The sequence below is a fragment of the Roseateles subflavus genome (assembly GCF_030285365.1).
Lineage (GTDB): Bacteria > Pseudomonadota > Gammaproteobacteria > Burkholderiales > Burkholderiaceae_C > Roseateles_B > Roseateles_B subflavus.
In genome coordinates this window covers 302,307-318,640 of the sequence record NZ_JASVDS010000003.1, presented here as the reverse complement: position 1 = coordinate 318,640, position 16,334 = coordinate 302,307, and the positions used below count along the sequence as shown (strand labels likewise).

The window sequence follows — 16,334 nt, the reverse complement described above, 5'->3', positions numbered from 1 at the left end:
CTGCGCGGCGACGATACAGTTCGGCTTACTTCATCAGCGCACCTCCCGCGCAAGAACACGCTCCCCCCACCCAAGCTGGTGGCATCGGGGTCGTGTTCTTTAAAAATCCTTGCCTGTCGGCATACCCCAGACCCGCGCTTAGAACAGACTAACTAGCCTTCGCGCCCTGGGGTCGGCGCCGACAAGCCAACTCCCAACTTCCAAGGCCTGGCCCCACAGCTCCGTGGTGCGCCAGTAGACGCCACTCGTTCGACGGGCTCGGCGTTGGGCACCTCGTGCCCCGCATGCGCCAGCCGTTCTGGCCTTGAGCTGCAGACTTGCGCTGCCTGAATCTTCGGCGGCGCTCCCCTTCACACATCAAGTCTTGCCGGCGGCGTCGCCGGCAGGACTTTCGTCTTTGGAGACTTCAACATGAGCAACAACAAAATCCTGAGCGCCCTGTTCGGCAGCCACAAGGCTGCGGCAGCCCCGGCACTGAAGGTGGTGCCCCCCTCGCCGTCCCCTGCTGAGCTGATTCACCCCGGCGGCGGATTCGATGTCGCCGGCTACGACCTGAACGGCAGCTACCGCGTCTTGTCACGCAAAACCGGCCAGCTCGTCACGCTACCAGGCAAGTTGGACGACGCATCGCTGCTGACGAAGCTGGGCGCCGCGTACTGCTACGACAACTACAGCGCGATGGACCCGAAGACCCGGAAGCGCGTCTTCTCGTCTGATGCGCTTGCCGATGAAATCCGGCTGGGCTGCGATGCGTTCGGTCCGGCGCAGGCCGACACCGTTCGCGGCCCAGGGCTGTATGTCGACGACGGCAAGCTGGTCATCAACTACGGCAAGTCGGTGTACGACGAAGCCGGTGCAGCGGTGGACACGACGCCCACCAGGCAGCGGGTGTACGTGGCCGGCGAGAGTCTCGGCTTTGACGCTTCGACGCCCTCGGCATCGGCAGCCGATGTGCACTTGGTCGAGAGCACGTTCGAGTCGTTCGGCTTCGAGCAGCAGCACGGGGCGGCGGTGTCGCTGGGCTGGCTGGCCAGCGCGGCGATGGGTGCGGTGCTGCCGCACAGCCCTTCGCTCATCGTCACGGCGGAACGCGGCTCGGGCAAGACCACCTGGGTCGACCTGCAGACCGCGTTGCTCGGCAGGCAGGCGGTACGGCGTGACGGTGTTCCGACGGTGGCGCAGGTGCTGCACGCGGTGAAGGACGCGTCGCTGGCGATGATTTGCGACGAGTTCGAGCCGCTGAAGGTCAGCAAGGGCGAGATGCTGAAGCTGGCTGAGGTGTTCAACAGCGGCTTCACCAAGACGCCAGGCAAGGGCAAGTTCTCGCGCATCATCGGTGGCAAGGTGCAGTACTTCAACGCGCCGGCCGGTGTGGTGCTCTGCGGCATCCACCTGCCCGAGCTCGAACCGGCGCTGGAAAGTCGCTCGGTGCGGCTGTCGATGGTGCCGAAGCAGCGCGCGGGGATGACGAAGAGCCCGCTGCTCGACCCGGCCAGCGGTGTGCAGCCCGGCGAGCTGGGCGCGAGGCTGCGGCGGCTGCTGGTGGCGCGCTGGCAGGTGATGCGCGACGCCCGCGCAGCGGTGCACCGCATGCTGCAAGACATCGGGCACCCTGACCGGCGAGCCGACACGTGGAGCCCGCTGCTAGCCGGCTACATCGCCCTGAAGCACGACACGGTGCCGGCGCTGCGTGACCTGGCTGCGCTGATTGCGCAGTGGGGGCTGAACGTGGTGCCGCAGGACGAGCACGAGTCGCACGGCGAAGCGTGCCTCGCCGCGATGCTGGACCGCAAGGTGGTGGTTCGGGTCGAAGCGGACGGCAAGACCGCCAAGCTCTACACCCGGGTGCGCGAGGCGCTGCAGACGTTGGTGTCTGGCGACGCCGACCGCAACACCCTGGCGGCGCTGGAAAAGCACTTGGCCATGCTGGGCGTGCGGGCCCTGTTCGACCGCCAGCGCGAGACCTGGACCCTGGCGGTGGCGTCGTCCGAGCACCACGTCGGCGCCCGGCAGTTGTTCCAGGGCACGGCGTGGGCACGAGGCACCTGGAAGGCCGCACTGTTGACGCTGCCTGGCGCGACGCGCGGACAGCAGCGCTTCGCAGGCGTCAGCGTGAAGGCGGTGCTGGTGCCGGCCGGCATCGGCAACCCGCCGGCCGACGCTGAGGACGACGGCACGCCTCCGCTGCGGCCGTCGAGCGAGCGAAGCGCGGCGCGGGCTGAGTGCCTGGTTTGACTTAGGCGCAGGGGAGCGGGGTCGGCGACGACTTCGCTCCCCGGAACATCCGTTCGACCCCGTTCTCGATGGTGGACCTGCCCAGCAGCTGCGGACATCGCGGCGCTGGAACACGCAGGCGGCCAGAACGCCGCCGCACCCTCAACCTCGTAGGAACCTCAACATGAACGAGACTCAACTGCCCCTGGCCACCGCCTGGAAATCCTTTCCCGGCATCAAGGCCGCGGTCTTGCCCCGCATCCGAGCCACCTGCCTTCACTGCGGCTTCGAGCCCACTGCTGTCGCAGACGGCGAACCGTTCTACGACGAGCATCAGACCGCCCGCCGCGCCACCGTGCTGCGGGGCGTAGCCGCCAGGCAAGGGGAAGGCAATGCATGCTCCTCCCGCCTCATCGTCGAACAAGCCGCACAGCGCTTCTTCGAGCTGGTGAAGCACGCGACAGACGGGCTGCGCGGTCGATTCACGGAGCGCGAGTGGGAAGTCCTGCTGAGCTGCGAGCCCTCCCCAGCGTGGCATTGGCACCGGTTGACCACGGTCTCGACGATGGTGGCCGACGACCTGGGCATCGAGGCGCTCGATGAGCTACACCCCGACAGCGAGCTGCGAGCCCTGCTTGTCAAACTGGAAGGCCTGTCGCCGCTGGAGAACGCCACGCTGGTGGACGCGTGCGAACGGGTGTGGCGCGGGCTGGAGAACCCGCTGCGCTGACAGCGCGAAGCAGCCAAGACCCGGGGGCGACAGCCCCAAGGACCAAACGGCACCAAGCCATCAGGCCTGGTGCCGCTTTGCTTCGTGGGCTCGCCCATTCAGCCCATCAGCGCGCTCAGCTTGGCATGGTCGCGAGCTCGCAGCCGCTCGACCTCGGTCTTCGCCGGCTTCCCGCCCCGCGGGCTGGCTGTACGCCGCGTGGCCGGCACAGGCTCCGGGGCGACTGACTGAGCCTCGACGCTAGCGCTATCGTCAACCAGGCGCTGTTCGAGCCATCCGAAGAAGACGCCGGGGTGCCAGTACACGCGGTTGCCCAGTCGCTTCGGCGCGGGCAGCGTGCCGTCGTTCACCCAGTTCTCGATGGTGCGACCGGAGACGCCGAGCACGTCAGCGATGTCGTCCTTGGTCAGGGGCTTGAAGGCAGCAGCGAAGTTCACGGTCGGACTCGGAAATGAAGGTCCGACGTATAGTTTTGGGTTTTAGCCGCCCAAAGCTGGTGGCGCGATTCGTCCGCCGGCGCGAAGTGCTCCGCCATCGCTGGCCAGCTTCGGCGACCGTCCGAAGGCCGGTGCTACCATGATTAGCTGGGTGGCATTCGTCGCCTCGCAGCATGGCTGCTGGCGCAAACCGCCCTCTGCAAGTCGCGTGAACACTGAATTTCTGAAACCTCGCCTCGTCGGCAAACGATTCGACGCGCACTCGATACCCGTGGAGGTCCTGAAGGACTGGGCGGCGTTCGAGGGCCTCATCGTGGAAGTCGCACGGTGGCTGTATCTGGAGCAGTTCCCGCGTCGTAAGCGGACCCCGAGAGGGTTCACACAGAACTTCTCCATCCACCTGACTCAGGTGGAGTCCGGCAGCGCAGTGCCTGTGCTGGAGCGCCCCCTGCCGCAGGGCAGCCTGGTCCATGACGCCTTTTCCGAGTGGTTCGACAAGGCCAGAGACCGGGTGCTGGACACCATCGACGCCGCCTCCAAAGGCCAGTCGGTCGATGACCTGCTGCCGAAGCCGCTCCTGGCCTACTTCGACCAGTTCGGCCGCTTCCTGCGGGAAGACGAACGGGTCGAGTTCACGCGGGCGACGGCGGCGAACGATGTCGTCGTCTACGACAACCGGGTGCGCAAGACCCTGGTCCTGAAGTCCGCCACCGTCTACCGGACGGAAGAGTCCGTTCGCGGGTCCATGTCCGAACTGAACATGGAGAACAAGACCTTCACCCTGAAGCTCATCAGCGGCGAGAAGGTGACAGGCTACTTCAGCGAAGAGCTGCGGGATGCGGCACACAGCGCACTGGGCGCTTACGGCGAGTCTCTGGTGATGGTCGAAGGCGCGGTCGTCCGCGACCAGTCGGACAGCCGCAAGCGCATCGAGCAGGTCACCCGCATCGAACCGCTGGACGCCCTCGACGTTCCTGCGCGGCTCGAAAGCCTGGCGCTGCTGCGTGATGGCTGGATGGATGGCCAGGGGCTGCGCCCTTCTCCGTCCGGTCTGGCCTGGCTGTCCAAGGCTTGGACTGACGCGTGGCCAGACGAAGCTGCGCTGCCCTACGCGTACCCGACCCCGGAAGGCGGGGTGCAGTTCGAGTGGAGCACTGCTGAAGCATCGTTGTCCGCCGAGCTCGACCTGAACACCCGTGTGGCCGAGGTGCTGGTGTCGCGCACGGCCGATGGGGAGGTTCTCGAAGAGGCCCGATTGGAACTCGACAAGGCGGAACAGTGGGAGGCGCTGGCCGGCCTGGTCCAGCGGTACACCGAAGCCCAAAACGGCACAGCATGACGGACGAACAACACCTGCTGCACCGACAAGTGAACCCGTCGTGGGTGCAAGAGGGCCGAGTCAGCAGCCAGGCCTTCAACCCGACGCCGAAGGATTCCGGCCTGCTGTCGGTGTACGACGGCGCCCTGATGACGGCGGAAGCAAGCTTCTTCCACTACACGGGCACCCAGGGTCTCAAGGCAGTGGGCACCGTTTCGGTCAGCGAGGGCGAGGTGGGTGCCGTGGGGCTGAGCTGGCGACCGGACCCGGAGCCGTTCCCCGAGCACGCGGTCATCGACTTCACGACCCTCGGCTCAGCCGGCAGGGTGAAGGCCAAGGCGCAGGCCCTGGCAGAGCGCGCCAGGGCGCGCGGCTGGACCTTCGAGCAACCCTGAAAGGGCGGCGTGGTCCGCCGGCCCGTAGTGGCAAATTAGTGGCAGGCCGCCACCACTTGCCACCGTGCGAAGCTGCGCGCATCGGCGCGAAGGCGGGCGCAAGTGCTTGATTTACAATGCGGGCACCCGCAACAGGAGCGGGTCTAGGCTGGCTCAGGGCGCGTTCGGGACGTAGAGGCCGGAGGTTCGAATCCTCTCACCCCGACCAGGAATTCAAGTCTTGCCGGATCGTGGCCGTGGATGCATCCAAGCGTGCATCGCTCCCTGCAGCGATCCGATCAAGCCGAACCGGAGGGCCGACAAGGCCTCCGAAAAGGTTCGACAGTACCAGATAAGACCAACGGCGCCTTCGGGCGCCGTTTTCGTTTGGACGCGCAAGACACAACTGGTCGCAAATCTGCGGCCAATGTGGTGTGATTGCAAGGAATTCCCGGGCTTTCCAGTGCCGCAGAGGGTCCAGGCTCGGTTTACAGTGCCAGTTGGGGGTCGCGAACCACACGCCGGCAGTGCCGCGCGCCGGTGCATGCAGACACTCCGCTGATATTCGTTGGGAATCACACCGCTCGTCATGCAAGCCGATTCAACGCTGGTCGACCCATCATCCATGCTGTCCGGGGTGGCGCGCGTGCTCGTGCATGCCGGCAAGCTCCCCGCCAAGCAGGCCGAGGACCTCGTGCGCCAGTCGCGCGAGAAGAAGATCAGCTTCGTCAATGCGCTGATCGGTGCCAACCTCATCGCCCCCAGCGAGCTGGCGCACACGCTGTCCAGCGCCCTGGCCGTGCCGCTCCTGGACCTGAACGCCCTGGACCCGCAGCGGCTGCCGCACAACATCATCGACACCAAGCTCGCGCTGCAGTACCAGGTCATCGCCCTGGGTCGGCGCGGCAACCGCCTCTTCATCGGCGGCGCCGACCCGACCGAGCCCGAGGTCGTGGAGCGGATCAAGTTCGCCACGCAGCTCTCGCCGGAATGGGTGATCGTCGAGCACGACAAGTTGCAGAAGCTGCTGCAAGGCTCGACGTCCAACACGACCGAGGCGCTGGAGTCCATCGCCGGCGGCGACTTCGACTTCGACATCGCCGAGGAGGACGCCTCCCCGCAGGAAGAGACGCCGGAAATGGCGGATGTCGAGGATGCGCCCGTGGTGCGCTTCCTGCAGAAGATGCTGGTGGACGCCATCAACATGCGGGCCTCCGACCTTCACTTCGAGCCCTACGAGTACCACTACCGCGTCCGCTTCCGGGTGGACGGCGAGCTGCGCGAGATCACCCAGCCGCCCGTCGCCATCAAGGACAAGCTCTCCTCCCGCATCAAGGTGATCTCCCGGCTGGACATCGCCGAGCGCCGCGTGCCGCAGGACGGCCGCATGAAGCTCAAGTTCGGCTCCAAGTCCATCGACTTCCGGGTCTCGACGCTGCCGACGCTGTTCGGCGAGAAGATCGTGATCCGTATCCTGGACCCGTCCTCGGCCAAGCTGGGCATCGACGCCCTCGGCTACGAGAAGCAGGAGAAGGACCGCCTGATGGCCTGCATCCAGCGGCCCTACGGCATGATTCTTGTGACCGGCCCGACCGGCTCGGGCAAGACGGTGTCGCTGTACACCTGCCTGAACATCCTGAACCAGCCGGGCGTCAACATCTCGACCGTCGAGGACCCGGCCGAAATCAACCTGCCGGGCATCAACCAGGTCAATGTGAACGACAAGGCCGGGCTGACCTTCTCGGCCGCGCTGAAGTCCTTCCTTCGCCAGGATCCCGACGTCATCATGGTCGGTGAGATCCGCGACCTGGAGACCGCCGACATCGCCATCAAGGCCGCCCAGACCGGCCACATGGTGATGTCCACGCTGCACACGAATGACGCCCCGACGACGCTGACCCGCCTCATGAACATGGGCGTGGTGCCCTTCAACATCGCGTCCAGCGTGCTGCTGATCACCGCCCAGCGTCTGGCTCGTCGGCTGTGCGAGAACTGCAAGGCCCCCGCGGACTACCCCCGCGAGGCGCTGCTGCGCGCCGGCTACCGCGACGAGGAGCTGGACGGCTCCTGGCGGCCCTACCGCGCCGTGGGCTGCTCCATGTGCAACAACGGCTACAAGGGGCGCGTGGGCCTGTACCAGGTGATGCCCATCACGGAGGCCATCCAGCGCATCATCCTCTCGCAGGGCACGGCCCTCGACATCGCCGACCAGGCCCGCAAGGAAGGCGTGCGCGACCTGCGCCAGTCCGGACTCGTGAAGGTCCGCGCCGGCGTCACCACGCTGGAGGAAGTCCTGGCGGCCACGAACGAGTAGGCTCCAGTCCCTCGATCAGACAGCAGTACCGCTGCCCGCAGCGGCGGCAATGACAACAGGGCCTTCGACGCCCGGGAGTGAATATGGCGACAAGCGCGAGCACCACCACAAAAGGTGTGAACGAGCAGGTCTTCGAATGGGAAGGCAAGGACCGCAACGGCAAGGTCGTGCGCGGCGAGATGCGCGCCGGCGGTGAGGCCATGGTGAGCGCGTCCCTGCGCCGCCAGGGCATCCTGGTGAGCCGGGTCAAGAAGCGCCGCTCGAGCGGTGGCCGGGCCATCAAGCAGAAGGACATCGCCGTGTTCACCCGGCAGCTCGCGACGATGATGCGCGCGGGCGTGCCGATGCTGCAGTCCTTCGACATCGTCGGGCGCGGCGCCACCAACCCGCGCCTCACCAAGCTGCTCAACGACATCCGCCAGGACGTCGAGACCGGCACGAGCCTCTCCGCCTCCTTCCGCAAGCATCCGCTGTACTTCGATGCGCTCTACTGCAATCTGGTCGAGGCCGGCGAGTCGGGCGGTATCCTGGAGCAGCTGCTGGACCGCCTGGCGATCTACCAGGAAAAGACGGTGGCCATCAAGCAGAAGATCAAGGGCGCACTGACCTACCCGATCGCCGTGCTGGTCGTGGCCTTCGCCGTGCTGGCCGTGATCATGATCTTCGTCGTGCCTGCCTTCAAGGACGTGTTCACCTCCTTCGGCGCCGAACTGCCGGCCCCGACGATGTTCGTGATCGCGCTGTCCGAGTTCTTCGTCAGCTACTGGTACCTGATCTTCGGGGTGATCGGCGGCGGCACCTACTTCTTCTTCCAGAGCTGGAAGCGCTCCGAGAGCATGCAGCGGACGATGGACCGGCTGCTGCTCAAGGTCCCGGTGTTCGGGGACCTCATGTACAAGTCCGCGATGGCCCGCTGGACCCGGACGCTCGCCACCATGTTCGCGGCCGGCGTGCCGCTGGTGGAGGCCCTGGACTCCGTGGGCGGCGCGGCCGGCAACATCGTGTTCGCCGAAGCCACGGAGAAGATCCAGCGCGACGTCTCCACCGGTACCGCTCTGACGGCCTCCATGCAGTCCACGGGCATCTTCCCGGTGATGGTCCTCCAGATGGCGGGCATCGGCGAGGAGTCGGGCTCCCTGGACCACATGCTGGGCAAGGCAGCGGAGTTCTACGAAGAGGAAGTGGATGAAGCGGTGAAGTCGCTTTCCAGCCTGATGGAGCCGTTCGTGATCGTGATCCTGGGCACCCTCATCGGCGGCATCGTGGTGGCCATGTACCTGCCGATCTTCAAGCTGGGTCAGGTGGTCTGAAGCATGCTGGGACCGATCGCGCCTGAATGGCAGTACCTGCTCAGCCCCTGGGCCCTCGGCCTGCTGGGCCTGTGCATCGGCAGCTTCCTGAACGTGGTGGTGCACCGGCTGCCGCGCATGATGGAGCGGGAGTGGACGCAGGACGCCGCGGCACACCTGGGTGACGCCGCCGTGCTGGAACGCACCACCGGCCTGGCGCCGGACCAGGCCCGCCCGCTCGCGCAGCAGATCGAGAAGCTGGGCCCGCTCCTGGAGCAGCAGCCGCCGCTGACGCTCGTGACGCCGCGCTCGCGCTGCCCGGCGTGCGGCCACCAGCTGGCCTGGCATGAGAACCTGCCGCTCGTGGGCTGGCTGCGACTTCGCGGCCGCTGTGCGGCATGCCAATCCCCCATCTCGGCGCGCTATCCCCTCCTCGAAGCGCTCACCGGCGCCCTGTTCGCTGCCGTGGCCTGGCAGTTCGGCCCGACCTGGCACGCCCTGCTGTGGTGTGCGTTCACCGGCATGCTGCTGGCCCTGGCGGCCATCGACTGGGACACCACGCTGCTGCCCGACAGCCTCAACCAGCCGCTGCTGTGGGCCGGCCTGTGGGCCGCGCTGCTCGGCTGGACCCTCCCCCTCGACCAGGCGTTGATCGGCGCTCTGGTGGGCTATCTGAGCCTCTGGTCGGTGTACTGGCTGTTCAAGCTCGTCACCGGCAAGGAGGGCATGGGCTACGGCGACTTCAAGCTGCTGGCCGCCCTGGGCGCCTGGCTGGGCTGGCAGATGGTGCTGCCCATCGTGCTCGGCGCGTCGGTCATCGGTGCCATCGTCGGCATCGCCATGAAGCTGACGAGCAGCCTGCGCGAGGGCCGTTACGTGCCCTTCGGCCCCTTCCTCGCGGGCGGTGGCCTGGCCGTGCTGCTCATCGGGCCCGGACGCCTGCTGGGCTGGTGGCTCGGCGGCCATTGAGCCCGCTTCGCCCGCGTCTCCCATGCGCATCGGCCTGACCGGCGGGATCGGCAGCGGCAAGAGCACCGTCGCGCGCTGCCTCGTCGAACTGGGCGCTGCCCACATCGACACCGACGCCATCTCCCGCGCCCTCACCGCCGCCGGGGGCGCGGCCATGCCGGCCATCGTCGCCGCCTTCGGTGCCCCGGCACAGGCGCCCGACGGCGCACTGGACCGCGCCTTCATGCGGGAGCTGGCGTTCCGCGACCCCGAGGCCCGCAAACGCCTGGAGAGCATCCTGCATCCCATGATCGGCGACGAGACGCGCCGGCTCGAGGCGCTGGCGGCGGGCCGCCCCTGGATCGTCTTCGATGTGCCCTTGCTGGTGGAGTCCGGACGCTGGCGCCAGCGCGTGGACCGGGTGCTGGTCGTCGACTGCGATCCCGAGACCCAGGTCCAGCGCGTGATGGCCCGCAACGGCTGGACGCGTGACGCCGTCCTGGCCGTCCTGGCCCAGCAGGCCACGCGCGCGCAGCGCCGGGCCGCCGCGGATGCCGTGATCGTCAACGAGGGACTGGCCCTCGACGCACTGGCGCATGAGGTCCGCCAGGTGGCCGCGCACTGGCGCCCCACGGCCTCCTGACGCCACCGCACGCCCCGCCGCTCGCCGTGCCCCGGTACGCCAACGCCCCTGGCGCCACGGGCATCCGAGGGGGCCACCTCCATTTCAGCGAGTCAGGCAGTCATGGAGCCGTGCCGGCTGTGAAACAATCCGGGGGTCCGCCCGCAGCCGCCGCCTGGTCGTGCTGCGTGCCTACCCCGCCAATTGCCCTGGGATGTCCGCCTTGGTCTTGTACGAGTACCCGTTCAACGAAAGCATCCGAACGATGCTGCGGCTGGAGCACCTGTTCGATCGCCTGGGCCAGCTGATCGCCCGTGAGACGGCCCTCGATCACCACTTCGCCCTCGTCACGCTCTTCGAGATCATGGACGTGGCGTCGCGGGCCGACCTCAAGTCCGACCTGCTCAAGGAACTCGAGCGCCACAAGGCCCAGTTCAACAGCTACCGCGGCAATCCCGCCATCTCCGAGGCGGCCCTGGACAACGTCATCCAGCGCATCGACACGGCCTATGCCAAGCTCAATGCGCTGTCCGGCAAGGCCGGCCATGCCCTCACGGCCAACGAATGGCTGATGAGCATCCGCAGCCGCATCAGCATCCCAGGCGGCACCTGCGAGTTCGACCTGCCGGCCTACTACACCTGGCAGCAGTTCCTGCCTGTGCGCCGTCGCAATGACCTGGTGCAGTGGACGCAGTCCCTGATGCCGCTGGCCGAGGCCCTGCAGGTGCTCATGGGCCTGCTGCGCGACTCCGGTGCTCCGCACAAGGTGGCGGCCCAGGGCGGCCAGTACCAGCAGAGCCTGCCGCAGGGCCGCAGCTACCAGCTGCTGCGCATGCGCATCGACCCAAGCCTGGGCCTGATCCCCGAGATCAGCGGCCATCGCCTGATGGTGGCGATCCGCCTGATGCGCCAGGACGAGGAAGGCCGCCTCAAGCTGGCCCTGCAGGACGCCAGCTTCGAGCTGACGCTGTGCACCTGAGACCATGACCATGTCCAAGAAGAACGCCCAGGGCGAACGCCTGGTGCCCTGCCCGCATTGCCAGGGGGACGCCGTCTTCGCGCCCAGCAACGCCTACCGCCCCTTCTGCTCGCAGCGCTGCCGCGAGATGGACCTCGGCGCCTGGGCCAGCGAATCCTTCCGCGTTGCCGCAGCGCCGCCGACGGACGAGAACGACCCGCTGCCGCACTGAGACGTTGCGGCACGGCGCCGCTCAGCGGATGAGGCCGCGCTCCCGCAAGGTGGCCGATGCGGCTTCGGGTGTCGTGAAGAGGATCGCCTGCCAGCCGCGCGCCGCGGCCGCCTCGATGTTGTCCGGGTGGTCGTCCAGGAACACGATGTCCTCGGGCGGTACGGCCAGCTGCGCCTCCATCAGCGAGAAGATCTCGGCCCCAGGCTTGGAGTGCTTGACGCGGCTGGAGAAGATCCCGCTCTCGAACCAGCGATCCAGCGGGTACTGGCGCTCGAGGTGATCGGCGTAGATGCCCGGCATGTTCGAGAGGTAATGCGTGCGATGCCCCGCGGCCTGCGCGGCCTCGATCAAGGCCACGGTGCCGGCGACAGCCTGCAGCTCGCTGGGGACGGCATCGACGACGGCCCGCACGTCCGCCTCGGGCCAGCCGGTGCGGGCGGCAATGCGGTGGATCACTTCCTCGGGTCCGATCAGGCCCTGGTCGAAGGCACCCCAGTCGCCGGCGTACTGCGTGAAGAACTCGCGAGCCGCCACCGCGCCGGCCGCCTCGTCGGGGCAACGCTGCGGCCAGACACGTGCCAGGAAGCTGGGCGGATGCCAGCGGAACAGCACTCCGCCGAAGTCGAAGACAACCCGCATCAGCCGAGCACCCGCTTCAGCAGGCCCGCCGTCGAGCCGTCCAGCCCCTGGACGTCGCCGCTGGACAGGCGCGGCAGCAGGCTGCTGCACAGGGCCTTGCCCAGCTCCACCCCCCACTGGTCGAAGCTGTTGATGCCCCACAGCGCACCACTCACGAAGACACGGTGCTCGTAGAGCGCGATGAGCGCCCCCAGGCTGCGCGGGGTCAGCTGCGCCAGGAGGATCGTCGTGCTGGGGCGGTTGCCCGGGAAGCTGCGGTGACGGGCCACCGTCAGGCGCCCCAGCGAGGCCGAGGCCGTGGGCGCCTTCTCGTTCAGGGCCTCCTCCACGGTCTTGCCCTGCATCAGCGCCTGCGACTGCGCCAGGCAGTTGGCCAGCAGCTTGCGGTGCTGGTCCTGCAGGCGCTCAGCGAGCGCGCCCTGCACGTGCGGGCCATGATGCGGCGTCTTCACGGCGATGAACTCGACGGGGATGACGTCCGTGCCCTGGTGCAGCATCTGGAAATAGGCGTGCTGGCCGTTGGTGCCGGCTTCGCCCCACACCACAGGGCTCGTGCCATAGGGCAAGACCTGACCCTCGCGGTCCACGCCCTTGCCATTGCTCTCCATTTCCAGCTGCTGGAGATAGGCCGGCAGACGGCGCAGGCCCTGGTGGTAGGGTGCGACGCTGCGGCTGGTGAAGCCATGGAAGTTGCGATACCAGACGTCGAGCAGGCCCAGCAGCACCGGCACATTGCGCTCCAGCGGCGCCTGCGCGAAGTGCTCGTCCATGTCATGGGCCCCGGCGAGCAACTCGCGGAAGGCGTCCGCACCGATGGCGATGGCGATCGGCAGGCCGATCACCGACCACAGCGAGTAGCGACCGCCCACCCAGTCCCAGAAACCGAAGCTGGTGTGGATGCCGAAGGCCTGCGCAGCGGCGGTGTTGCTGCTGGTGGCGACGAAGTGACGGCCGACGTCGGTGCCGCCCTGCGCCAGGAACCAGGCCTTGGCGGCCTCGGCATTGGCCAGCGTCTCCTGCGTGGTGAAGGTCTTGGAGGCGATCACGAACAGCGTCCGGTTCGCGTTCAGGCCCTGCAGCACCGGGGCCAGGTCATGCCCATCGACGTTGGAGACGAAGTGCAGGCGCCGGCGCCCGGCGTCGGTGAAGGCCTGCAGCGCCTGCACGACCATGGCCGGGCCGAGGTCCGAGCCGCCGATGCCGATGTGCACGACGTCGGTGATGCCGTCATCGGCCCGCACGCTCTCGGCAAAGGCCAGCATGCGCGCCAGGGAGGCCTGGACCTCGTCGCTGAAGGGCGCGCTCCCTGCCGGCGCGCGCAGCGCCGTGTGCAGCACGGCGCGGCCCTCCGTGAGGTTGATGGGGTCGCCCTTGAAGAGCGAGGCGCGTTGCGACGCCAGCCCGCAGTCGCGAGCCAGTTGCAGCAGCAGGGCCAGGGTCGGCGCGTCGATGCGGTTCTTGGACAGGTCCACGAACAGCTCAGGCGCCTCGAAGGACCAGCGCTCGAAGCGCGTGGCGTCCGTGGCAAAGGCCTGGCGCACGTCGAAGGCGGCGCCGCTGGCCTGGTACTGTGCTTGCAAGAGAGCCCAGGTCGGGCTTTGGTCGCAACGCGGGTGCTGCATCAGAGTTGGCTTTCGATGATCTGGTCCAGCTTGCCGGCATCGACGGCAAACAGGCGGATCCCTTCGGCCAGCTTCTCGGTGGCCATGGCATCCTGGTTGAGGGCGAAGCGGAAGGCCGCCTCGTGGTAGGTGACCTGGGGCACGTCGGCCTTGGCAGCGGCGGCCGCGTCGAGCGCACGGTTCAGCGGCGCGTCGGTCGCCTGCAGCTGGGCGAGCAGGTCGGGGCTGATGGTCAGCAGGTCACAGCCCGCCAGCGCCTGGATCTGGCCGATGTTGCGGAAGCTGGCGCCCATGACCTCGGTCTTGATGCCGTGCTTCTTGTAGTAGGTGTAGATCTGGCTGACCGACTTCACGCCCGGGTCGTTGGCGCCCGACTGCTGCGCCTCGTCCCAGGCCGCGCCCGCGGACTTCTTGTACCAGTCGTAGATGCGACCGACGAAGGGCGAGATGAGCTGCACGCCGGCCTCGCCGCAGGCCACGGCCTGGCAGAAGGAGAACAGCAGCGTCAGGTTGCAGCGGATGCCTTCCTGCTCCAGCGCGCGCGCCGCCTGGATGCCCTCCCAGGTGGAGGCGATCTTGATCAGGACGCGATCGCGGCCGATGCCGGCGGCCTCGTACAGCGCCATCAGGCGCTTGGCGCGGGCGATGGTCGCGGCGGTGTCAAAGCTCAGGCGGGCATCGACCTCGGTCGACACTCGGCCCGGCACCACCTTCAGGATCTCCAGACCGAAGCGCACCAGCACCTGGTCCACGATCTCGTCCAGCGGCTTGCCCTTGTGGGCGGCCACGGTCTCGCTCAGCAGCGGCGCATAGTCGGGCGACTGCACGGCCTTCAGGATCAGCGACGGATTGGTCGTGGCATCCCGCGGCGTGAACTGCGCCAGTTGCAGGAAGTTGCCGGTGTCGGCGACCACGGTGGTGAAGGCCTTGAGTTGTTCGAGCTGATGCATAGGGAAACCCCGAAGTTCGTGCAGGCCGTTATTAGAACCGCTCTGCAGCCCTTGCTGGCCTGAACAGGGTTACAAGCCGGGTACATCGAAACCACGCCTTTCCCAGAGGGGAAGGGGATCGGGATGTGCTCCGGATTGACCGAGTTACGAAACTCGTGCATCATAAATCCAGAAACTTTGTTACATCAAGAGCTCAGGCCAATCGAATCGCCTGGGCCCCAACCGGAACCCTGGCATGGCATTCGATCTCGTCTTCTTCGGTGGCACTGGCGATCTCACCTGGCGCAAGCTGATGCCCGCGTTGTTCCAGGCCTTCCGCCACGGCAAGCTGCCCGAAGGCGGCCGCATCCTGGCCGTGGCGCGCGACGACATGCCCGACGAGCGCTACCGTGACTGGCTGCGCGAGCGCTTCCAGGAAGTCGAAGGCCCGAAGCGCCCGAGCGACGAGGAGTTCGAACGTTTCGCGGCGCTGGTGCACTACCGCCGCATGGACCTGTCCCAGCCCGAGCACTACGAGCGCCTCAAGGACTGGCTCGGCGAGCGCGATGCCGACACGGTGGTCTTCTACCTCGCCACCAGCCCCCACCTGTTCACGCAGATCTGCGAGCAGCTCGGCGCCGCCGGCCTCAACGGCCCGCGGGTGCGCGTGGTGCTGGAGAAGCCGCTGGGCCACGACCTCGCCAGCGCGCAGCAGATCAACCGCGTCGTGCGCTCGGTGTTCACGGAGTCGCAGGCCTTCCGCATCGACCACTACCTCGGCAAGCCCTCGGTCCAGAACCTCATGGCGCTGCGCTTCGGCAACGCCCTGTTCGAGCCGCTGTGGAACCGCGAGGCCATCGCCAACATCCAGATCACGCTGGCGGAATCGCTGGGCGTGGGCACGCGCGGCCCCTTCTACGACGGCACGGGCGCCCTGCGCGACATGATCCAGAACCACGCCCTGCAGCTGCTGACGATGATCGCCATGGAGCCGCCGTCCACCAACGACGCCGACGCCATCCGCGACGAGAAGCTCAAGGTCCTGCGCTCGCTCAAGCCCTTCACGGCGGAGTCCGTGTCCCGCGACGTGGTGCGTGGCCAGTACCGTGCCGGCAGTGTGGACGGCAAGGCCGTGGTGGGCTATCTGGACGAGTCCAAGATCCCGGAGAACAGCCCCTGCGAGACCTTCGTCGCGCTGCGCACGGAGGTGCAGAACTGGCGCTGGGCCGGCGTGCCCTTCTACCTGCGCACCGGCAAACGCCTGGCCGCACGCGACGCGCAGATCGTCGTGAACTTCCGCCCGGTCCCGCACCCCATCTTCCCGGGCGCCAACCAGCCCAATCGCCTCGTCATCAAGCTGCAGCCCGAGGACGGCCTGGAGCTGCAGCTGCTGGCGGCCAAGGGCAACTCGCATGGCGAGGCGCTGGCCCCGGTGTCGCTGGATCTGGACTTCGACAAGGCCTTTGGCAGCGCCCGCGTGGGTGCCTACGAGCGCCTGCTGCTGGACGCCATCGCCGGCAAGCTCAACCTCTTCGTGCGCAGCGACGAGCAGGAGCAGGCCTGGCGATGGGTCGAGCCCATCCTCGACGCCTGGGCGGCCGACAGCAACGGCCCCCGCGGCTACAACGCCGGCAGCTGGGGACCGGCCGCCGCCAGTGCGCTTGTGGCGCGCGACGGCTTCGCCTGGGCCGAGGAGCAATGACCATGA

At 67.7% G+C, this 16,334-nt stretch carries 15 protein-coding genes; 11 read left to right on the top strand and 4 right to left on the bottom strand.

The window, feature by feature from the left end; genetic code table 11:
- The first annotated feature begins 411 nt into the window (after positions 1–411).
- Complete coding sequence (locus QRD43_RS12395; RefSeq protein WP_285982790.1) at positions 412–2,235, top strand: nucleoside triphosphate hydrolase; 1,824 nt, start codon at positions 412–414, stop codon at positions 2,233–2,235.
- Between the two features lie 163 nt (positions 2,236–2,398).
- On the top strand, positions 2,399–2,944 hold the full coding sequence (locus QRD43_RS12390; RefSeq protein WP_285982789.1) for a hypothetical protein: 546 nt from the start codon (positions 2,399–2,401) through the stop codon (positions 2,942–2,944).
- 98 nt (positions 2,945–3,042) lie between these two features.
- Here the strand turns inward: QRD43_RS12390 and QRD43_RS12385 are convergent, their stop codons facing one another.
- Positions 3,043–3,381, bottom strand: a complete 339-nt coding sequence (locus QRD43_RS12385; RefSeq protein ID WP_285982788.1) for a helix-turn-helix transcriptional regulator — start codon at positions 3,379–3,381, stop codon at positions 3,043–3,045.
- A 151-nt stretch (positions 3,382–3,532) separates the two neighbouring features.
- Between QRD43_RS12385 and QRD43_RS12380 the strand changes: the two genes are divergently transcribed.
- The 8 genes from QRD43_RS12380 to QRD43_RS12345 all read left to right on the top strand — a co-directional run bounded on the left by QRD43_RS12380 (position 3,533) and on the right by QRD43_RS12345 (position 11,436).
- Positions 3,533–4,720 carry a hypothetical protein gene (locus QRD43_RS12380; protein ID WP_285982787.1) on the top strand — a complete coding sequence of 396 codons (1,188 nt, stop codon included), beginning with the start codon at positions 3,533–3,535 and terminating at the stop codon, positions 4,718–4,720.
- Positions 4,717–5,094, top strand: coding sequence for a hypothetical protein (locus tag QRD43_RS12375; RefSeq protein ID WP_285982786.1), 378 nt, complete (start codon positions 4,717–4,719; stop codon positions 5,092–5,094). The genes QRD43_RS12380 and QRD43_RS12375 overlap by 4 nt, the downstream gene beginning before the upstream one ends.
- 568 nt (positions 5,095–5,662) lie before the next feature.
- On the top strand, positions 5,663–7,387 hold the full coding sequence (pilB, locus tag QRD43_RS12370; protein WP_285982785.1) for a type IV-A pilus assembly ATPase PilB: 1,725 nt from the start codon (positions 5,663–5,665) through the stop codon (positions 7,385–7,387).
- Positions 7,388–7,470: 83 nt separating this feature from the next.
- Positions 7,471–8,697 carry a type II secretion system F family protein gene (locus tag QRD43_RS12365; protein ID WP_285982784.1) on the top strand — a complete coding sequence of 409 codons (1,227 nt, stop codon included), beginning with the start codon at positions 7,471–7,473 and terminating at the stop codon, positions 8,695–8,697.
- Between the two features lie 3 nt (positions 8,698–8,700).
- Positions 8,701–9,645 (top strand): prepilin peptidase, encoded by a 945-nt coding sequence (locus QRD43_RS12360; RefSeq protein ID WP_285982783.1) that lies wholly within the window; start codon positions 8,701–8,703, stop codon positions 9,643–9,645.
- A 22-nt stretch (positions 9,646–9,667) separates the two neighbouring features.
- Positions 9,668–10,267 (top strand): dephospho-CoA kinase, encoded by a 600-nt coding sequence (gene coaE / locus QRD43_RS12355; RefSeq protein WP_285982782.1) that lies wholly within the window; start codon positions 9,668–9,670, stop codon positions 10,265–10,267.
- 202 nt (positions 10,268–10,469) lie between these two features.
- The gene (gene zapD / locus QRD43_RS12350; protein WP_285983178.1) at positions 10,470–11,225 is read left to right on the top strand and encodes a cell division protein ZapD; all 756 of its coding nucleotides are present in this window, start codon (positions 10,470–10,472) and stop codon (positions 11,223–11,225) included.
- 4 nt (positions 11,226–11,229) lie between these two features.
- Positions 11,230–11,436: a DNA gyrase inhibitor YacG gene (locus QRD43_RS12345; protein WP_285982781.1), complete on the top strand. Its 207-nt coding sequence runs from the start codon at positions 11,230–11,232 to the stop codon at positions 11,434–11,436.
- Positions 11,437–11,457: 21 nt separating this feature from the next.
- On the opposite strand, the gene QRD43_RS12340 is transcribed toward QRD43_RS12345, so the two are convergent.
- From QRD43_RS12340 to tal, 3 genes are read right to left on the bottom strand one after another with little or no spacing between them, the layout of a single operon-like run.
- On the bottom strand, positions 11,458–12,075 hold the full coding sequence (locus QRD43_RS12340) for an HAD family hydrolase (RefSeq protein ID WP_285982780.1): 618 nt from the start codon (positions 12,073–12,075) through the stop codon (positions 11,458–11,460).
- Complete coding sequence (gene pgi, locus QRD43_RS12335) at positions 12,075–13,697, bottom strand: glucose-6-phosphate isomerase (protein ID WP_285982779.1); 1,623 nt, start codon at positions 13,695–13,697, stop codon at positions 12,075–12,077. Before pgi ends, QRD43_RS12340 begins: the two co-directional genes overlap by 1 nt.
- Positions 13,697–14,647: a transaldolase gene (gene tal, locus QRD43_RS12330; RefSeq protein ID WP_285982778.1), complete on the bottom strand. Its 951-nt coding sequence runs from the start codon at positions 14,645–14,647 to the stop codon at positions 13,697–13,699. Before tal ends, pgi begins: the two co-directional genes overlap by 1 nt.
- 235 nt (positions 14,648–14,882) lie before the next feature.
- Here tal and zwf point away from each other — a divergent pair, with 235 nt between their 5' ends.
- Positions 14,883–16,328, top strand: a complete 1,446-nt coding sequence (zwf, locus tag QRD43_RS12325; protein WP_285982777.1) for a glucose-6-phosphate dehydrogenase — start codon at positions 14,883–14,885, stop codon at positions 16,326–16,328.
- The last annotated feature ends 6 nt before the right edge of the window (positions 16,329–16,334 follow it).